Raw genomic sequence first — 16,847 nt, 5'->3', positions numbered from 1 at the left:
CCAGCCGGGTCACACCCGACTGGCCGCGACCCACTCAGCGAGCTTGGCCGTGGCCGCACCGGAGTCGACTGCCTCCGCGGCCACAATTATTTTAGTGCGAAAGCGCTCGATAATATTGACTTGAGACTGCGCGGGATCGTTTGCAAGGTCAAACGCGACCAGGCCGGCGGCCGCGTTCAGCAGGACGATGTCACGCACCGCACCGACCTCACCGGCCAGCACTGAATGAACGACGGCCGCATTGTGCTCAGCGTCCCCGCCAACGAGCTCATTGATCGAGGCCCGTCGGATTCCTAGGTCACGCGGATCGATGTCGTGCTCTGTCACCAGGCCCCGCGACACCTCCCAGACATGGCTGTGGCCCGTCGTGGTCAGCTCATCGAGACCGTCGTCACCGCGGAAGACCAGGGCCGTCGCCCCGCGTGTCTGGAATACACCCACGATGAGCGGAACTCGGTCCAGGTTTGCGACTCCCACTGCTGACGCCTCGGGACGGGCCGGATTGCACAACGGGCCGAGGTAGTTGAACACCGTGGGGATGCCGAGCTCCTTGCGCGCAAGCGCTGCGTGGCGGAACCCCGGGTGAAAAGCGGCAGCGAAGGCGAAGGTGATCCCGGCCGTATCCAGAATGGCAGCAACCTTGTCGGCAGACAGTGACAGGTCAATGCCGAGGGCAGCAAGCACGTCCGACGAACCGGACGCCGAGCTTGAGGCCCGGTTGCCGTGTTTGATCACGGGAACGCCGACCCCGGCGCAGACGATGGAGGCCATCGTCGAGATGTTGACGGTGCCGAACCGATCCCCACCAGTGCCGACGATGTCCAGGGCCATCGGGTTCACCGCCAGCGGTACGGCATGGTCGAGGATCGCATCCCGAAACCCGACGATTTCGTCCACGGTTTCGCCCTTGGCGCGCAGGGCTACGAGGAAGCCGGCCAGCTGCGCCGGAGTTGCCTCCCCCAGCATGACCTGCTCCATGCTCCACGCGGCATCGGAGACGCTGAGGTCCTTCCCCGAAAGCAGAGCACTGAGGACGTTTGGCCAGGACTGAATTTCAAGCATGGATCGATTTTAGCGAGATCGACGATCCGTCCCGAATTCGCTTCCCGGGGCGCGTTTGTTCCAATCAGGTAGTCATTCCGGTAATTGAGCGACAGGTCCGCCCCGATGACAATAACCGATACGCAAATCGGCCATAATAGAAGAGTGACGAGTCCATCAATTACCTACACGGTCAATGCGCCCGTTGTTAACCGGCCCAACAGCGTGGCTGTTGGCACAATCGTCTGGTTGGGCAGCGAAGTCATGTTCTTCGCCGGGCTCTTCGCCATCTACTTCACGCTGCGGTCGACGTCGCCTGAATTGTGGTTATTCGAGACGGAGAAGCACGGCTTCGGATTCGCCCTTGTGAACACACTGATCCTCGTGTCCTCTTCGGTGACCTGCCAGTTCGGAGTGTTTGCGGCAGAACGCCTGCAATCACGCTCGACCGGATGGAAACCGAGCCAGTGGGGCATGGTCGAGTGGTTCTTCCTCACCTACGCCCTCGGCGCCATATTCGTGTCCGGTCAGGTCTTCGAGTACGCGACTCTCGTTTCCGAGGGCGTCTCGCTTACCAGCAACGCGTACGGATCCGCATTCTACCTCACCACCGGTTTCCACGGTATTCACGTGACTGCCGGCCTGATCGCGTTCCTGCTCGTCATCGGGCGCGCCTTCGCGGTCAAGAACTTCGGTCACAAGGAAGCAACGAGCGCCATCGTCGTGTCGTACTACTGGCACTTCGTCGACGTTGTCTGGATCGGGCTGTTCCTCGTCATTTACGTTCTTAAATAGAAAGTCGGAGTGGACACCACGTATGACCACGATTAGCACACCGAAGCAGTCCGACGGTCGCAAAGCCGGCCGTCGCAGCCCGCTTGCCAGCGTCGCCCTCATCGCGATCGGACTCCTCTTCACCGGGGGCGCATACGCGGCTTTCAGCACGAGCACGGCCAGTGCGGAGACGAACGCTGCGTCGCAGCAAACCGTCGGCGAAGGGCAGAAACTCTTTGCGGCCAACTGCGCCACCTGTCACGGATTGGAAGCAGCGGGCACCAATGCTGGCCCCAGCCTGATCGGCGTCGGCGCTGCATCGGTCGACTTCCAGGTGGGCACCGGACGCATGCCGATGCAGTTGAACGGACCGCAGGCTGAGAAGAAGGCGGTCCAGTTCACAGACGAGCAGATCGTGTCGCTCGCCGCTTACGTGGCGTCCCTTGCGCCGGGTCCGGCACTTCCGGATCCGTCTCTCCTCGACGCCGAGGGCGATGCCGCCAAGGGCGCCGAGTTGTTCCGCATCAACTGCGCAATGTGCCACAACGTCGCCGGCGCCGGTGGTGCCCTCACTCAGGGCAAGTATGCGCCTGCCCTGGCCGGGGTTACGGAGAAGCACATCTACGAGGCCATGGTCACCGGCCCGCAGAACATGCCCGTGTTCAACGACATGAACATTTCCCCGGAGAGCAAGCGGGACATCATTACGTACCTCAAGTACCTGGACAACAACCCGTCCCCCGGTGGATTCGCTCTGGGTGCCCTCGGACCGGTCTCGGAAGGTCTTTTCCTCTGGATCTTCGGTCTTGGGTCGATCGTTGCCCTGACGGTGTGGATCACCGCCAAGTCGAACTGATCACCGACCAGGTCTGACACAAACTGTTTTATGAGAATTCCGATGAAGGAGAACAATGGCCAAGGACGATAACAGCGGGAAGGACTTGACCGCTGCTGACTCGTCGAGCGTCGGGCATGAGGGGGCTCCCGCAGGCACCGCCGTCGTCGTACGGGATGCCGTGGCCAATCCGGGTCTCCCCCCGCACCGACCGCGCGTCACCGACCTCAACCCCAGCGCGGAGCGTCGCGCCGAGCGAACCGTCTACACGCTCTTTTACCTGTCGATCGTGGGCAGTGTGTTCGCGATCGTGGCGTATATGGTCTTCCCGATCATCCCTGAGGAACCGGATTCGGTTCGTCTGAACAACCTCTTCATTGGTCTCGGCCTCACTCTCGCCCTGCTGGCAATCGGCATCGGCGCCGTGCACTGGGGCAAGGCGCTCATGTTCGACCACGAAGGCGTCGACGAGCGCCACCCGGTGCGGGGGTCGGACGAGACCCGCGAACGCGCGGTCGAGATCTTTCACGAGGCCAATGTTGAATCGGGCATCGGTCGCCGTACGCTCATCCGAAACAGCCTCATCGGTGCCTTGATCGCCTTTCCGCTGCCGGCCGTCGTGCTGTTTCGCGGCTTGGGCCCGCAGGACACCAATCCGGCTGCAGCTCTCGAACACACCATGTGGAAGAAGGGCACCAGGCTCGCGATCGACCCCACGGGCACACCGATCAAGGCCTCCGACGTCACCCTCGGCTCGGCCTTCCACGTGATTCCGGAAGGACTGCAGGACCTCGGCCACGGCAAACTCGAAGAGAAGGCCAAGGCCGCAGTTCTTCTGATGAGGCTGAAGCCGGAAGACATCAATGAGCCCGCCGACAAGAAGGACTGGTCGTACGACGGCATTGTCGCCTACTCAAAGATCTGCACGCACGTCGGATGCCCGGTCGCGCTTTATGAACAGCAGACCCACACGCTCCTGTGCCCCTGTCACCAGTCGCAGTTCGATGTGACGAACCAGTGCGAAGTCATCTTCGGACCGGCCAAGCGCCCGTTGCCGCAGCTGCCCATCACGGTAGACTCCGAGGGATATCTCATTGCACAAAGCGATTTCACTGAACCCGTCGGACCGAGCTTCTGGGAGCGGAATTGAGCACTACAACTACGACTACTGACTTGGTCGAAACAAAGAAGTCCGGTGGCCTCACCGGGGCCGCCGCGAACTACATCGACGAACGCACCAGCATTTCGACCGCAGTTAAGGAACTGGGTCGCAAGATCTTCCCCGACCACTGGTCTTTCCTGCTCGGTGAGGTTGCCCTCTACAGCTTCGTCATCATCCTGTTGTCCGGTTCGTTCCTCACGTTCTTCTTCAGCGCTTCGATGACGCCGGTGGAGTACGACGGTTCGTACATGCCACTCAAGGGTGTGGAGATGTCTGCCGCGATGGCATCCTCCCTGGACATCTCCTTTGATATTCGTGGCGGGCTCCTCATGCGCCAGGTCCACCACTGGGCAGCACTGCTCTTCGTGGCTGCAATCGGCTTGCACATGCTCCGCATCTACTTCACCGGTGCGTTCCGCAAGCCGCGCGAGCTCAACTGGGTCATCGGGTTTGTTCTGTTCATCCTGGCCATGGCCGAAGGATTCACCGGGTACTCCCTCCCCGACGACCTGCTCTCCGGAAACGGCTTGCGTATCATCGACGGAATGGTCAAGGGCATCCCGCTGGTCGGAACCTGGATTTCGTTCCTCCTCTTTGGCGGAGAGTTCCCGGGCGAGGCGATCGTTGGACGCTTGTACTCCCTCCACATTCTGCTGCTGCCGGCCATTATCGTGGCTTTGATCGCGATGCACCTGCTCTTCGTCGTCGTACACAAGCACACGCAGTACCCCGGTGCCGGACGCACCAACCAGAATGTAGTCGGCTACCCGGTTCTTCCCGTGTACGCGGCCAAGGCCGGTGGCTTCTTCTTCATCGTCTTCGGCATCGTGATGCTGATGGCGTCGCTGTTTACAATCAACCCCATCTGGAACTACGGTCCCTACGATCCCTCCCCCGTTTCGGCCGGAACACAGCCGGACTGGTACATCGGTTTCGCTGACGGCGCCCTGCGCCTGATCCCGCCGGGACTCGAGATGGTCTGGCTGGATCGCACCTGGTCCTTCAACATCCTGATCCCGTTGGTTTCGCTGGGCCTGTTCATCCTGGTCGTGCTTATCTACCCGTTCATCGAGGGGTGGGTCACCGGAGACAAGCGTGAGCACCACATCCTCGACCGTCCCCGGAACGCCCCGACACGCACCGCGATCGGTGCCGCCGGAGTCACGTTCTACGCGGCGCTGTGGGCCACGGCCTCCTCGGACATCATCGCAACGCACTTCAAGGTGACGATGGAAGGCGTGATCCACACCATGCAGTTCCTGGTGATTGTGGGGCCCTTCATCGCCTTCTTCGTGACGAAACGTATCTGCCTGGCTTTGCAGAAAAAGGACCGTGAGATCGTTCTGCACGGTTACGAGTCCGGGCGTATCGTGCGTCTACCCGGTGGCGAGTACATCGAGGTTCACCAGCCCGTTGATGAATACGAGCGCTGGAAGCTGGTCAGCTACAACGACTATAAGCCGCTCATGATCCGCCCGAACGCCAAGGGCAAAATCACGGTGGGCCAAAAGGCTCGTGCCGGACTGTCCCGCTGGTTCTTCGAGGACCGGATCGAACCGGTATCGACCACTGAACTCGTACGGACGCACGACCACCACCACTAGGCTCCGGCCGCGAACACAGAACGGGCATCGATGTCCCTCCAGACCCTGTCGGAGTGGCTTCGGTGCCCGAACTGTTTTCTTCCGCTTTCCCCCGCCGAGCCGCTGACGCTGCGCTGCGGGGCCGGTCACTCCTTCGACGTGAACAAGCGCGGATACGTGTCACTGGCAGGCGGTTCGCGCCGGCTGATCGGCGATAGCGTCGCGATGGTCGACGCGAGAGCACTTTTCCTCGAGACCGGCTGGTACGAGCCGCTGCGCAGCCGCCTTGCTGAGAGGGTGGCGGCTGAGAACCCCTCCCGGGTCATGGACATCGGCTGTGGAACCGGATACTACTTGCAGGGGGTTTTCGCGCTCTGTCCAGATGCGCGCGCCCTGGGAATAGACCTTTCCCCCGTGGCGGTCGGGCGCACAGTGAGCGGCCGGGACAACATCGACGGGCTCGTGGCGGATGTCTGGTCCCCGCTGCCGGTGCGGGACGCATCAGCAGATGTACTCCTTAACGTATTCGCTCCCCGGAACCCGTCTGAATTTCACCGGGTCCTGCGCGAAGACGGTCTGCTCGTCGTCGTCGTGCCGCACGCGTCCCACCTGCAGGAGCTCAGGGCGTCCGGTCTGGCGTTGGACGTGCCCGCGAACAAAGGCGAGCACCTGTCCGAGGCGCTGTCCCCCGCCTTCGAACTGGAAACACGGGACGAGTTGTCGTCTTCGCTGCGCCTCAACCCGGCCCAGACATCCGCTCTGATCGGGATGGGTCCGTCAGCTCACCACACGGATTTCGACGCGCTGACGGTCCATCTCAGCGGCGTGCAGACCGTCACGGCGTCCTTCGAGTTACTCGGCTACCGTCGCATCACGATCTGAAGCCCGGCAGCCACGCGTAGCGTCCCACGACCTGAGCGAATTCGACGGAGATTCTGTCAGAATCGCACCTCGACGGGCCGGAAAGACGCGTATACCGGAGAATCTCCGTCGAATTCGTTCGAGGCCGTGCGGGCGGGAACTGTGGATCAGGCTGCGTGGACCTGGGAAATTGCCCGAACGTGTCACTCCGAAGCGATGTGCCGGGCATGAACACAGGCGGCGCCCAGAACCTGGGTTCTGGACGCCGCCGCTTGTGCCCGAAGCACGTATTCGGTTCGGATCAGCGAGCGAAATTGCCCCGATAGTACTCGTATACCCAGCCGACGAGGCAGATGACCCCGATGCCCAACGCGATGATCGAGATCCACACGCCGACAGCCAGCCCCATGAAGAGCAGAGCAGCACTGGCAGCCAAGAGGATGGGCCACCAGCTCCACGGGCTGTAGAAACCAACCTCCGGGTCGCCGTCGTCGATATTCGCGTCAAGACGATCTTCAGGAAGCTCGCCACCCTGAGCACTGTGCACCCGGCTCAGGTAGAACGCGACGAAGCTGAAGAAGATCGCGCACAGGCCGAGTGTGAACGTCCCCGCCCACTCGATCTTGTTCTGGTTAGGGTCAAGAAGACCCCAGACCACATAGGCCGTCGTGACCACCACGAAGAACCCGCTCAGAACCCAAAGGAGATTGACGTTGGCTCTCATTTACTTCGTCCTTTTCGACGCTACGTCGTACGTGGGGGCATCCGGGGCGTCCTTCGCCGGCCCGATTCCGACTGTCATGGGCGCCTCCGGGTGGTTCAGGTCAAACGCGGGGCGCTCGGACCGGATGCGCGGGATGGAGGTGAAGTTGTGGCGCGGCGGCGGGCAGGAGGTAGCCCACTCGAGCGAGCCGCCGTGGCCCCACGGGTCGTTCACGGTGACCTGCGGTGCCTTACGGGCGGTGATATAGACGTTCAGGAAGAACGGGATCATCGAGATCGCGAGAATGACCGAACCGACCGTGGACAACTGGTTCATCCAGGTGAAGCCGTCTTCGGGCAGGTACGACGCGTACCGACGCGGCATGCCGACGACGCCCAGCCAGTGCTGCACCAGGAAGGTGGTGTGGAAACCGATGAAGAGGAACCAGAAGTGCCACTTGCCGAGGCTCTCATTGAGCATCTTGCCGGTCCACTTCGGCCACCAGAAGTAGAACCCGCTGAACATCGCGAATACCACGGTTCCAAAGATGACGTAGTGGAAGTGCGCGACGACGAAATAGGTGTCCGAGACGTGGAAGTCGAGCGGCGGCGAGGCAAGGATGACGCCGGTGAGGCCACCGAAGGTGAAGGTGACCAGGAAGCCGAGGGCCCACAACATGGGCGTTTCGAAGGTCAGCGAGCCACGCCACATGGTGCCGATCCAGTTGAAGATCTTCACCCCGGTCGGAACGGCGATCAGCATGGTCATCAGGGAGAAGAACGGCAGCAGGACAGAGCCGGTGACGTACATGTGGTGCGCCCAGACCGCCACGGACAGCGCCGCGATGGAGATGGTCGCGTAGATGAGGGTCTTGTATCCAAAGATCGGCTTGCGGCTGAAGACCGGGAAGACTTCCGAAACGATGCCGAAGAACGGCAGCGCGATGATGTACACCTCAGGGTGACCGAAGAACCAGAACAGGTGCTGCCACAGGATGGCTCCACCGTTGGCCGGATCGTAGATGTGCGAGAGGAAAATGCGGTCGGACGCGGCGGCCAGAAGGGCTGCGGCGAGAACGGGGAAGGCCATCAGGATGAGGATCGACGTGACCATGGTGTTCCACGTGAAGATCGGCATCCGGAACATGGTCATTCCGGGGGCGCGCATCGTGATTACCGTGGTGATGAAGTTCACGGCGCCGAGAATGGTGCCGAAGCCGCTCAGCCCGAGCCCGACCATCCACAGGTTGCCACCGACGCCTGGGGAGAACGTCGTACTGGCCAGAGGCTGATAGGCGAACCAGCCGAAGGATGCGGCACCCTGCGGAGTGAGGAATCCACCGACGGCGACGAGACTGCCGAAGAAGAAGGCCCAGAAGGAAAAGGCGTTCAACCGGGGGAAGGCCACGTCGGGGGCGCCGATCTGCAGCGGCATGAGGGAGTTGGCGAACCCGAAGAACAACGGCGTAGCGAACATCAGCAGCATGATCGTGCCGTGCATTGTGAAGAGCTGGTTGTACTGCTCCTTCGTCTGGACGACCTCGAGGCCGGGGGCGAAAAGCTGTGCGCGGATAACCAGTGCCATGACACCGGCAAGACAGAAGTAGACGAACGACGTGATCAGGTACATGTACCCGATGACTTTGTGGTCAGTGGAGGTGATCCACCGGACGATGACGTTGCCCTTGCGCTCGACACCGGTGGGCCGACGCGGGGCAGTGGGGGCTGCCGGCGCGGAAGGTGCCGTAGTGGTAGTAGTAGTCATGGACTAGTTGCCCTCCTGCTCGGTTGGTGCTGTCGTTCCTGGCAGATTTTGGTTGCGTGCGTAATCGAGGCCGAGCTGGCCGTCGTTGCCTGCAGCACGCAGGGAGTCGATGTACGACTCGTAGTCTGCCTCGGACACGACCTCGACCGTGAAGAGCATCAGCGAGTGATTCTCGCCGCACAGTTCGGCACACTTTCCGTCATAGGTGCCGATGCGCTCCGGGATGATCGACATGTAGTTGGTCTTGCCGGGGATCATGTCTTTTTTGTACAGGAAGTCAACGACCCAGAATGAGTGGATGACGTCGCGGGCGTCGAGCGCCAGTTCAACCTTCTGGCCGACCGGCAGGACGAGCGTGGGGATCTCAGACTGAACCAGCGAACCGGCGGGGCCGTCGACGTCGGGCTGGCCCTGGATGCCGGCACTGTAGACGTCTTCGTTGACGTAGTTGAAGTCCCAAGCCCACTGCTTGCCGATGACCTGGATTTTGACCTCCGGCTCATCGAAACGAGCCTCGATCTCTGCCTGGTCCCGCGCGGTGAAGGCGAAGAAGCCGACCACGAGAATAAGGGGAACGACCGTGTAGAAAATCTCGATCGGCATGTTGTAACGAAGCTGCACCGGAAGGCCGGTCTGACCCTTGCGGCGGCGGTAGACAACGACGGCCCAGATGATGAGCCCCCAGGTGATGAGCCCCACAATCATCAGAACGATCCACGACGTGGTCCACAGCCCGGAGATGCGCTCCGTCTGGTTGGTTACCGCCGGCTCACCCTCGATGAAGCCGGGGAGGTAGCCATGAAGCTGGGCTTGCGAGCAACCTGCGAGAACGAGGGCCAACGACGCTGCGATCGGAATTGCAGCCCATCGGAGACGATGGTTTTTGCGCACCAGTAACCTTTCGGTGAGACTCGACGACACTTGACTGGAAGTGCTTCTATAGACTTCCAGCCTACTGCGGGTGGCACGTTCCGTTGTGCAAGAACCGGCCTCCGAGATAACGAATTCGCCGCCAGTCATAGTATTTGCGGTGATACGAGCCCGTCGCGCTTTGTCTGGCGCCGGTGGGTCAGCTGAAGGAATCTCCACATGCGCAGCTTCCGCCGGCGTTCGGATTGTCGATCGTGAACCCCTGCTTTTGGATGGTGTCCTCGAAGTCGATGGATGCCCCGTCCAGGTAGGGGACACTCATTTTGTCAACGACGATCTCTACCCCATCGAAGTCGACGAGAGCGTCACCGTCGAGTAGCCTCTCGTCGAAGTAGAGCTGGTAGATGAGGCCGGAGCAGCCGCCGGGTTGAACGGCAACGCGCAGGCGAAGGTCCTCGCGGCCTTCCTGGGCGAGCAGGGTGCGTACCTTGTCAGCGGCGGTGGCGCTCAGGCCAACGCCATGGGCGGCTGTGCTGGCGACGACTGTGTCGGTCATGGTGCTCCTCAGTGTTCGAGTCGTTTTCACACGGTTTTTCGCGGCGGCTGGATGTCCGGTGGTGGCCACGAAGATTGTACCGACCACAACCGGGAATACACCCTCTGCATTCCCGGATTTCTGCGCTCTCGGTCGGGTCAGCTCCCGGTGCGCTGATTCAGACGGCCGAGTAGGAAGGCCTCACTGAGGATGGCCCGCTTGAACACTCCGAGATGCAGAGATTCGTTGGGGCTGTGCGCCCTGGAATCCGGGTCCTCGACCCCGGTGACCAAGATCTGAGCATCCGGAAACACCCGCACCAGGTCGGCGATGAAGGGGATGGACCCGCCGACGCCGATGTCCACCGGGCTTTCGCCCCAGGCTTCGGCCATGGCGCTCCGCATCTCAGCGACGGCCCAGCCGCCCGTGTCGACCAGGAAGGCCTCCCCCGTGTCGACGTCATCGATGTCGATTCGGGCGCCGAATGGAGCCTTGGCGTGCAGATGCGCCTCGAGCGCACGGAACGCTTCGTCCGCCGACTGACCGGGAGCGATCCGGGTGCTTAGGCGAACGGTGACGGCCGGGGTGAGCGTGTTCGACGCGTTGGCCACGGACGGCGCGTCGATCCCGGTGATTGTGATGGCCGGCTGGGACCAGATCCGGCTGAGCACCGAGCCGTGACCGATCGGGCCGACGCCGTCGGTGAGCCCGGTTTCCAGGCGGAGCTGCTCCACCGAGTAGTCCGGAGTCGGAACATCGATGCTCGTCAGCCCGCGGACCGCGACGGCGCCGTCGTCGGCGTACAGGCTGTCGAGCAGACGAACGACGGCCATCATTGCGTCGGGAACCGCTCCCCCGAACATGCCCGAGTGCGACGCGTGGTCAAGGGTGCGTACCGTCAGTCGGAACGTGACATTGCCGCGCAGCGCCGTGGTCAGTGCGGGGGTGTTGATGTCCCAATTGTTCGAATCTGCGACGACGATGGCGTCCGCGCGCAGGGACTCCCGGTTCTCCTCCAGGAAGGTGGTGAAGGACCGGCTGCCGAACTCTTCCTCGCCTTCGATGAAGAGCGCCAGGCCGAGGTCGAAATCGGGTCCTTCTGCTTCCACGAGAGCTCGGATCGACGCGATGTGGGCCATGACTCCCGCCTTGTCGTCCGCCGCACCGCGTCCGTAGAGGCGGTCGCCACGCACGGTCGGTTCGAACGGGTTGGAGTCCCAGTCCGCATCCTGGCCGGGGGGTTGCACATCGTGGTGCGCATAGAGCAGAACCGTCGGGCGCCCGTTGCGTGCCGCGCGCGTGGCCAAAACGGCCGGATGGCCGAGTTCGGCACCGCCCGGGATCCCGGCTCGCTTGATCTCGACCGATTCGAACACCCCGAGGTCGCGGACCAGGACCGCGACGGCATCCGCGCTGGTGGCCACCTGAAGTGCGTCGAAGGCATCCCAGGAGACGGAGGGAATCCGCACCAGGGAGCACAGGTCGGCAATGGTCGTGGGAAGGCCGCGTTCGACTGCCGCACGAAGAGCCGGGGCGGCCGGTGAGATTGCCGGGGGCGCTGTTTCTTGAATATCGGTCATCAGGTAATCTTAAGGCAACCAATTGCAAGGAACTGATGTGGCTAAGCCTGTGAACCCAGACGCACAACCATCCATGGAGACCCCGGACGAGACCAGGTCTCGCCTCGCGGCCACCCACCCTGTCGGCAAAGGGCAGGCGACGCCCAGCCGCAAGCAGCAAGAGGCTCTGAATCGGCGCCCGCTTGTTCCAGATGACCGCAAGCTCGCGGCCAAGCAGGCCAGAGGCAAGGCCGCCGAGGCTCGCGAGCGTGCCCGGGTGGGTATGGCTGCCGGAGATGAGAAGTTCCTCCCCGTGCGCGACCGCGGTGTGCAGAAGCGCTTCGTGCGCGACTTTGTCGACGCCCGCTTCAACGTGGGCGAATTCATGATTCCGGTGATGTTTCTGGTCATCCTGCTCAGCGTATTCCCCGACGCGGCCGTGCAGACGTACGGAATCCTGGGCCTGTGGGCCTTCGTCATCGTCGCCGTTGTCGACTCCGTCATCCTGGGCTTTATCGTCACGCGCAAGCTCAATGCCAAGTTCGGCGCTGAGAAAGCCGAGCGTGTGCGCTGGTACGCAGCGATGCGTGCACTGCAACTGCGTGTGCTTCGCCTGCCGAAACCACAGGTCAAGCGCGGCCGCTACCCCGCCTGACGCCGGAACTTCTCACGCGCTCAGGCGGAGAAGGTCCCCGACCTGATCAAGGGCACGCGGAGTTCCTCGTCCGTCAGCGATCCGTGCTGACCGATCATCGAACGTGCGGACTGATTCGGCTCGCGGGAGTCGTAGTAGGCGATGAGCTTGCGCGCGGCCACGATCACGTCGCCGATGCGAGGCAAAACCTCGGGTGCAACATCGCCGAACAGCCCGGACTCGACTGCTTCCGCGCGGCTGAAGACCCAGGCGCGGTGGCCTTCAATACCGCGCCACGTATCGGCGAGGGCCGCGCCTGAGTCGGAACCGAGTTCGGGTTCGAGGTAGAGGTGCAGGCACCGGGGATCCCCGCCGATGTGGCGGACGCCGCCGATGAGTTCGGGGACCGTGTCGAAGAGCACGTGTCTGGTCATCGGGACGTCGATGATTCCGTGGTCGGCCGTGACGAGGAGACCCTCATCGGCTTTCAGTGCGGCTGCGAAGCGGGCGGCCGCGCCGTCGAGGTTCTCCAGCGCGGCCAACCACCGTTCGGACTCCCAGCCGTGCGCGTGGGCGGCCACATCCAGCTCGGGGACGTAGACGTAGACGAGGGCGCGCGGCTCGGTGTCCAGAAGGTGTCGCGCGGCGGCAAACCTGTCGGACACGCTCTCCGCGGGTACGTAGTGCGCGCCGCGAAGCGCCGCCTGGGTGAAGCCGGATGTGGTGTACCGGCGGGGTCCGATGGCGAAACCGCGGATGCCGGCATCCGCGGCCCGTTCGAAGACGGTGCGCGCACGCTGCCAGGTCTCCGGTCGCATGTCGTCGTCCCAGCCGGTCAGCTGGTTCACCACACGGTCCCGGTCGGCGTCTCGGACCCGGTAGCCGACGAGTCCGTGCTGCCCGGGTGCGACACCCGTGGTAAGGGTCGTGATGCCTGCAGCCGTGGTGGATGGGAAGACGCCGTCGACCACGCTGGACTTGGTCAGTAGCGAGTTCAGGAATCGGGCGTGCCCAGGACGGGCTCGGAGGGAACTGACGCCGAGGCCGTCCGCCAGAAGGACGACCGCCTTGTTCGTCTGGCCGAGGTCCAGAATGTTGGAAAGGCCCTCGATCGATGACAGGGAACTTGTGAGAACGTCGGCAAGGCGCAGGGTGCCGAATTGGCGGGCCGGTAGCATGGGGGGCATCGTGCCAAGTCTGACATAGACAGGGCCGGATCGATCCAGCGCCTACCCGACAGCGCGCGTCCCTCAACGCACGCCTCACCAGAATTCACGAATGAGCCGTTCAGACAGCACCACGCCCGCCACGTTCACCGAGCGCATCGAAGACGTCGATGTCTCCACCGAGATGCAGGGCTCGTTCCTCGAATACGCCTACTCGGTCATCTACTCCCGGGCGCTCCCGGACGCCCGGGACGGGCTCAAGCCAGTGCAACGGCGCATCCTTTATCAGATGAGCGAGATGGGGCTCCGCCCCGATCGCGGCCACGTCAAGTCGGCGCGGGTCGTCGGCGAGGTCATGGGAAAGCTGCATCCGCATGGCGACACCGCGATCTATGACGCTCTCGTGCGCATGGCGCAGGCGTTCACGCTCCGGGTCCCTTTGATCGACGGCCACGGCAACTTTGGCTCGCTCGATGACGGGCCGGCCGCCCCGCGGTACACCGAGGCCAGGCTGGCCGCGCCGGCCCTGGCCATGACGGAAAACCTCGACGAAGACGTCGTCGACTTCGTACCCAACTACGACAACCAGCTCACCCAGCCGGACGTTCTCCCGGCCGCCTACCCCAACCTGCTCGTCAACGGCGCGAGCGGTATCGCCGTCGGCATGGCCACCAACATGGCTCCGCACAACCTGATCGAGGTCGTCGGCGCGGCGCGGCATCTGCTCGCCCACCCAGACGCGACCCTCGAGGACCTGATGGAGTTCGTCCCGGGGCCTGACCTGCCCACCGGCGGCACGATCGTCGGGCTGACGGGAATCATGGATGCCTACGCAACCGGGCGCGGCAGTTTCAAGACCCGGGCGCGGGTATCCGTCGAAGCCATCACCGCCCGCAAGGCCGGTCTCGTGGTCACCGAACTTCCCTATCTGGTCGGGCCCGAGCGGGTCATCGAGAAGATCAAGGACGGGGTCAATTCCAAGAAGCTCAGTGGCATCTCCGATGTCACCGATCTGACGGACCGCACCAAGGGACTCCGTCTCGTCATCGGGATCAAGACCGGTTTCAGCCCGGAGGCCGTGCTCGAGCAGTTGTACCGGGTGACCCCGCTCGAGGACTCCTTCAACATCAACGCGGTGGCCCTCGTCGACGGCGGCCCGCAGACACTGGGTCTGCGGGAACTCCTGCTCGTCTACATCGGACACCGAATCGAGGTCGTGACCCGGCGCTCGGCCTACCGACTGGCCCGACGAACGGAGCGTCTGCATCTCGTCGAAGGCCTACTGGTGGCAATCCTGGACATCGACGAGGTGATCCAGGTCATCCGCGCCAGCGACGACAGCGAGCAGGCGCGCGCCAAGCTGATCGACGTTTTCGACCTGAGCCAGATTCAAGCCGAGTACATTCTCGAGCTCCGCCTGCGGCGCCTGACCCGCTTCTCACGCATCGAACTCGAAACCGAGCGGGATCAGCTGCTGGCGGAGATCGCGGCGCTGAAGAAGCTTCTCGGCAGCAGGGCCTCCATCCGCACCCTGGTGTCCGACGAACTGGCCTCGGTGGCCGAGCGTTTCGGCACGCCGCGGCGAACCCTGTTGACCGAGGCCAAGGCGAATGTCGCCGGCGCCAACAGCGCCGCCGCCAAGCGGAAGGCCGCCATCCTCGAGGTGACGGACACCCCGACCCGGGTCTACCTCAGCGTGACGGGTAAGATCGCCCGGGTGGAGATTCCGGCCGGCACCACTGTCCAGCCGGAGCGGATCACGCCGGCTCAGAGGCGCAGCAAGCATGATGCCGTCCTGTCCGTTCTGGACACGACCAGTCGCACGGAGATCGGAGCGGTCACCAACCTGGGACGGCTCATCCGCTTCTCCCCCGTCGACCTCCCCTTGCTGCCGCCGACCTCGGTCCAGCTCGGGGCCGGCGTACGCGTGCGCGACTACCTGGCCCTGCCCAACACGGCGGAGAAGATCGTCGCGCTCGTCGCGCTCGATTCCAAGCATTCGATCGTTCTCGGGACCAGACAGGGCATCGTGAAGCGCGTCACCCCCGGCGACTGGGCAAACAAACCCGATTTCGAGATCATCGCGCTGAAGCTCAATGACATGGTGGTCGGCGCGGCGCAGGGTGCGGAAGACGACGAACTCGTCTTCATCGCCTCCGACTCACAGCTGTTGCGTTTTCCTGCCGGGTCGGTGCGCCCGCAGGGGCGCACCGCCGGCGGTATGGCGGGCATCAAACTGGCCGCGGACGCGCACGTGGTGTATTTCACCAGCGTGGAAACGCACGGCGCTGCGGCGCTCGTGGTTGCGACCGTCGCGACCGGCAGCCACACCCTGCCCGGAACAGACCCGGGCAGCGCCAAAGTGTCCGACTTCTCCGAGTACCCGGCGAAAGGCCGGGGAACGGGTGGGGTGCGCTCCCAGCGGTTCCTGAAAGGCGAGGACACCGTCTCCGTCGCGTGGGTGGGGCCTCTGCCGGCCCGGGCGGTCGCGTCGGACGGCACACCCCGCATGCTTCCTGAATCAGGGTCGCGACGTGATGCGTCCGGGGCCATGCTCGACTCCGTGATCGGCGCCATCGGCGCCCGGATCGGCTGACGCCCGAGCTCGATCTCCAGCCATGTGCGGAGGGTGGTGCGTTATGGTGGCCAGATGACACACCTCGACGATTCCGCCATTCTCGTCCTCGGCGCCTCGGGGGGTCTGGGAAGTGAAATTGCCCGACTTCTGGCTGCCGGCGGCGCCCGACTCGTCCTGAGCGGGCGCAACCAGGCGAAACTTGAGGCGCTCTCGATTCCCGGAACCCCGCTCGCCGCCGACCTCACCGATCCGGACGCAATCACGACTCTCGTCGCCGACGCGATCAGCGTGAACGGACGGCTCGACGGCATCGTCAACGCGTCGGGGGTCGTTGCCTTCGGACCGGCGATCGAGGTGAGCGATGAGACGCTCGCCGAGCTGTTCGCCGTGAACACGCTGGCACCGATCCGCCTGCTCCGTGCGGCTCGGGCCGCGCTGAGCGAATCCGCAGAGCAGGGGCGAGAGCCCTTTATCGTCACCCTCAGCGGCGTCGTCAGCGAGAGCCCCACTGCCAACCTCGCCGCATACTCGGCGTCCAAGGCCGCCCTCGCTGCCTTCGGCCAGGCCGCCGGCCGGGAACTGAGGCGTAGCGGCATCCGCATTCTGGACGCGCGGCCCGGTCACACCGAGACCGAACTCTCCACTCACCCGATCTCCGGAATCGCCCCCCGCCTGCCGGCCGGCTACCCTCCGGTCGTCGTCGCCCAACGCGTCGTCGACGCCATCATCAACGGCGAACGCGACTTGGCGAGCACATCGTTCCACTCGTAGCCCCCCCCCCG

The 16,847-nt window shown here is 63.6% G+C and carries 15 protein-coding genes; 8 read left to right on the top strand and 7 right to left on the bottom strand.

The window, feature by feature from the left end:
- Positions 1-9 precede the first annotated feature (9 nt).
- Positions 10-1,062 (bottom strand): anthranilate phosphoribosyltransferase, encoded by a 1,053-nt coding sequence (trpD, locus tag CXY79_RS12630; protein ID WP_104102046.1) that lies wholly within the window; start codon positions 1,060-1,062, stop codon positions 10-12.
- 204 nt (positions 1,063-1,266) lie between these two features.
- Between trpD and CXY79_RS12625 the strand changes: the two genes are divergently transcribed.
- The 5 genes from CXY79_RS12625 to CXY79_RS12605 are packed head-to-tail and all read left to right on the top strand — an operon-like array spanning position 1,267 to position 6,277.
- Positions 1,267-1,836, top strand: a complete 570-nt coding sequence (locus CXY79_RS12625; protein WP_241977815.1) for a heme-copper oxidase subunit III — start codon at positions 1,267-1,269, stop codon at positions 1,834-1,836.
- Between the two features lie 22 nt (positions 1,837-1,858).
- A complete protein-coding gene (locus tag CXY79_RS12620) occupies positions 1,859-2,671 on the top strand; it encodes a cytochrome c (protein WP_104102040.1) in 813 nt (270 codons plus the stop codon).
- A 55-nt stretch (positions 2,672-2,726) separates the two neighbouring features.
- Positions 2,727-3,800, top strand: a complete 1,074-nt coding sequence (locus CXY79_RS12615) for a ubiquinol-cytochrome c reductase iron-sulfur subunit (protein ID WP_104102037.1) — start codon at positions 2,727-2,729, stop codon at positions 3,798-3,800.
- The gene (locus tag CXY79_RS12610; protein WP_174720218.1) at positions 3,797-5,416 is read left to right on the top strand and encodes a ubiquinol-cytochrome c reductase cytochrome b subunit; all 1,620 of its coding nucleotides are present in this window, start codon (positions 3,797-3,799) and stop codon (positions 5,414-5,416) included. Before CXY79_RS12615 ends, CXY79_RS12610 begins: the two co-directional genes overlap by 4 nt.
- A 30-nt stretch (positions 5,417-5,446) precedes the next feature.
- Complete coding sequence (locus CXY79_RS12605) at positions 5,447-6,277, top strand: methyltransferase domain-containing protein (RefSeq protein WP_104102031.1); 831 nt, start codon at positions 5,447-5,449, stop codon at positions 6,275-6,277.
- Between the two features lie 280 nt (positions 6,278-6,557).
- Here CXY79_RS12605 and CXY79_RS12600 read toward each other — a convergent pair whose 3' ends face one another.
- From CXY79_RS12600 to CXY79_RS12580, 5 genes are all read right to left on the bottom strand, one after another.
- The gene (locus tag CXY79_RS12600; RefSeq protein ID WP_104102028.1) at positions 6,558-6,980 is read right to left on the bottom strand and encodes a cytochrome c oxidase subunit 4; all 423 of its coding nucleotides are present in this window, start codon (positions 6,978-6,980) and stop codon (positions 6,558-6,560) included.
- A complete protein-coding gene (ctaD, locus tag CXY79_RS12595; RefSeq protein WP_104102025.1) occupies positions 6,981-8,723 on the bottom strand; it encodes a cytochrome c oxidase subunit I in 1,743 nt (580 codons plus the stop codon). It abuts the gene before it with no gap.
- 3 nt (positions 8,724-8,726) lie between these two features.
- Positions 8,727-9,614, bottom strand: a complete 888-nt coding sequence (gene coxB, locus CXY79_RS12590; protein WP_104171124.1) for a cytochrome c oxidase subunit II — start codon at positions 9,612-9,614, stop codon at positions 8,727-8,729.
- A 178-nt stretch (positions 9,615-9,792) separates the two neighbouring features.
- Entirely contained in the window at positions 9,793-10,149 is a 357-nt protein-coding gene (locus CXY79_RS12585) for an iron-sulfur cluster assembly accessory protein (protein ID WP_104102019.1), read from the bottom strand.
- A 137-nt stretch (positions 10,150-10,286) separates the two neighbouring features.
- A complete protein-coding gene (locus CXY79_RS12580; protein WP_104102016.1) occupies positions 10,287-11,708 on the bottom strand; it encodes a dipeptidase in 1,422 nt (473 codons plus the stop codon).
- 73 nt (positions 11,709-11,781) lie between these two features.
- Here CXY79_RS12580 and CXY79_RS12575 point away from each other — a divergent pair, with 73 nt between their 5' ends.
- Entirely contained in the window at positions 11,782-12,342 is a 561-nt protein-coding gene (locus CXY79_RS12575; RefSeq protein ID WP_104102013.1) for a DUF3043 domain-containing protein, read from the top strand.
- Between the two features lie 20 nt (positions 12,343-12,362).
- Here CXY79_RS12575 and CXY79_RS12570 read toward each other — a convergent pair whose 3' ends face one another.
- A complete protein-coding gene (locus CXY79_RS12570) occupies positions 12,363-13,508 on the bottom strand; it encodes an alkaline phosphatase family protein (RefSeq protein WP_198411512.1) in 1,146 nt (381 codons plus the stop codon).
- Positions 13,509-13,599: 91 nt separating this feature from the next.
- On the opposite strand from CXY79_RS12570, the gene CXY79_RS12565 reads away from it, so the two are divergent.
- Together CXY79_RS12565 and CXY79_RS12560 are read left to right on the top strand one after the other, a co-directional pair.
- Complete coding sequence (locus CXY79_RS12565; protein ID WP_104102007.1) at positions 13,600-16,083, top strand: DNA topoisomerase (ATP-hydrolyzing) subunit A; 2,484 nt, start codon at positions 13,600-13,602, stop codon at positions 16,081-16,083.
- Between the two features lie 54 nt (positions 16,084-16,137).
- Positions 16,138-16,836, top strand: coding sequence for an SDR family oxidoreductase (locus CXY79_RS12560; protein ID WP_104102004.1), 699 nt, complete (start codon positions 16,138-16,140; stop codon positions 16,834-16,836).
- The last annotated feature ends 11 nt before the right edge of the window (positions 16,837-16,847 follow it).

This window comes from Cryobacterium sp. M96, from assembly GCF_002929845.1.
In the GTDB taxonomy this organism is placed as follows: domain Bacteria; phylum Actinomycetota; class Actinomycetes; order Actinomycetales; family Microbacteriaceae; genus Cryobacterium; species Cryobacterium sandaracinum.
The sequence above is the reverse complement of the archived record's forward strand: the minus strand, read 5'-3'. Positions and strand labels throughout refer to the sequence as shown.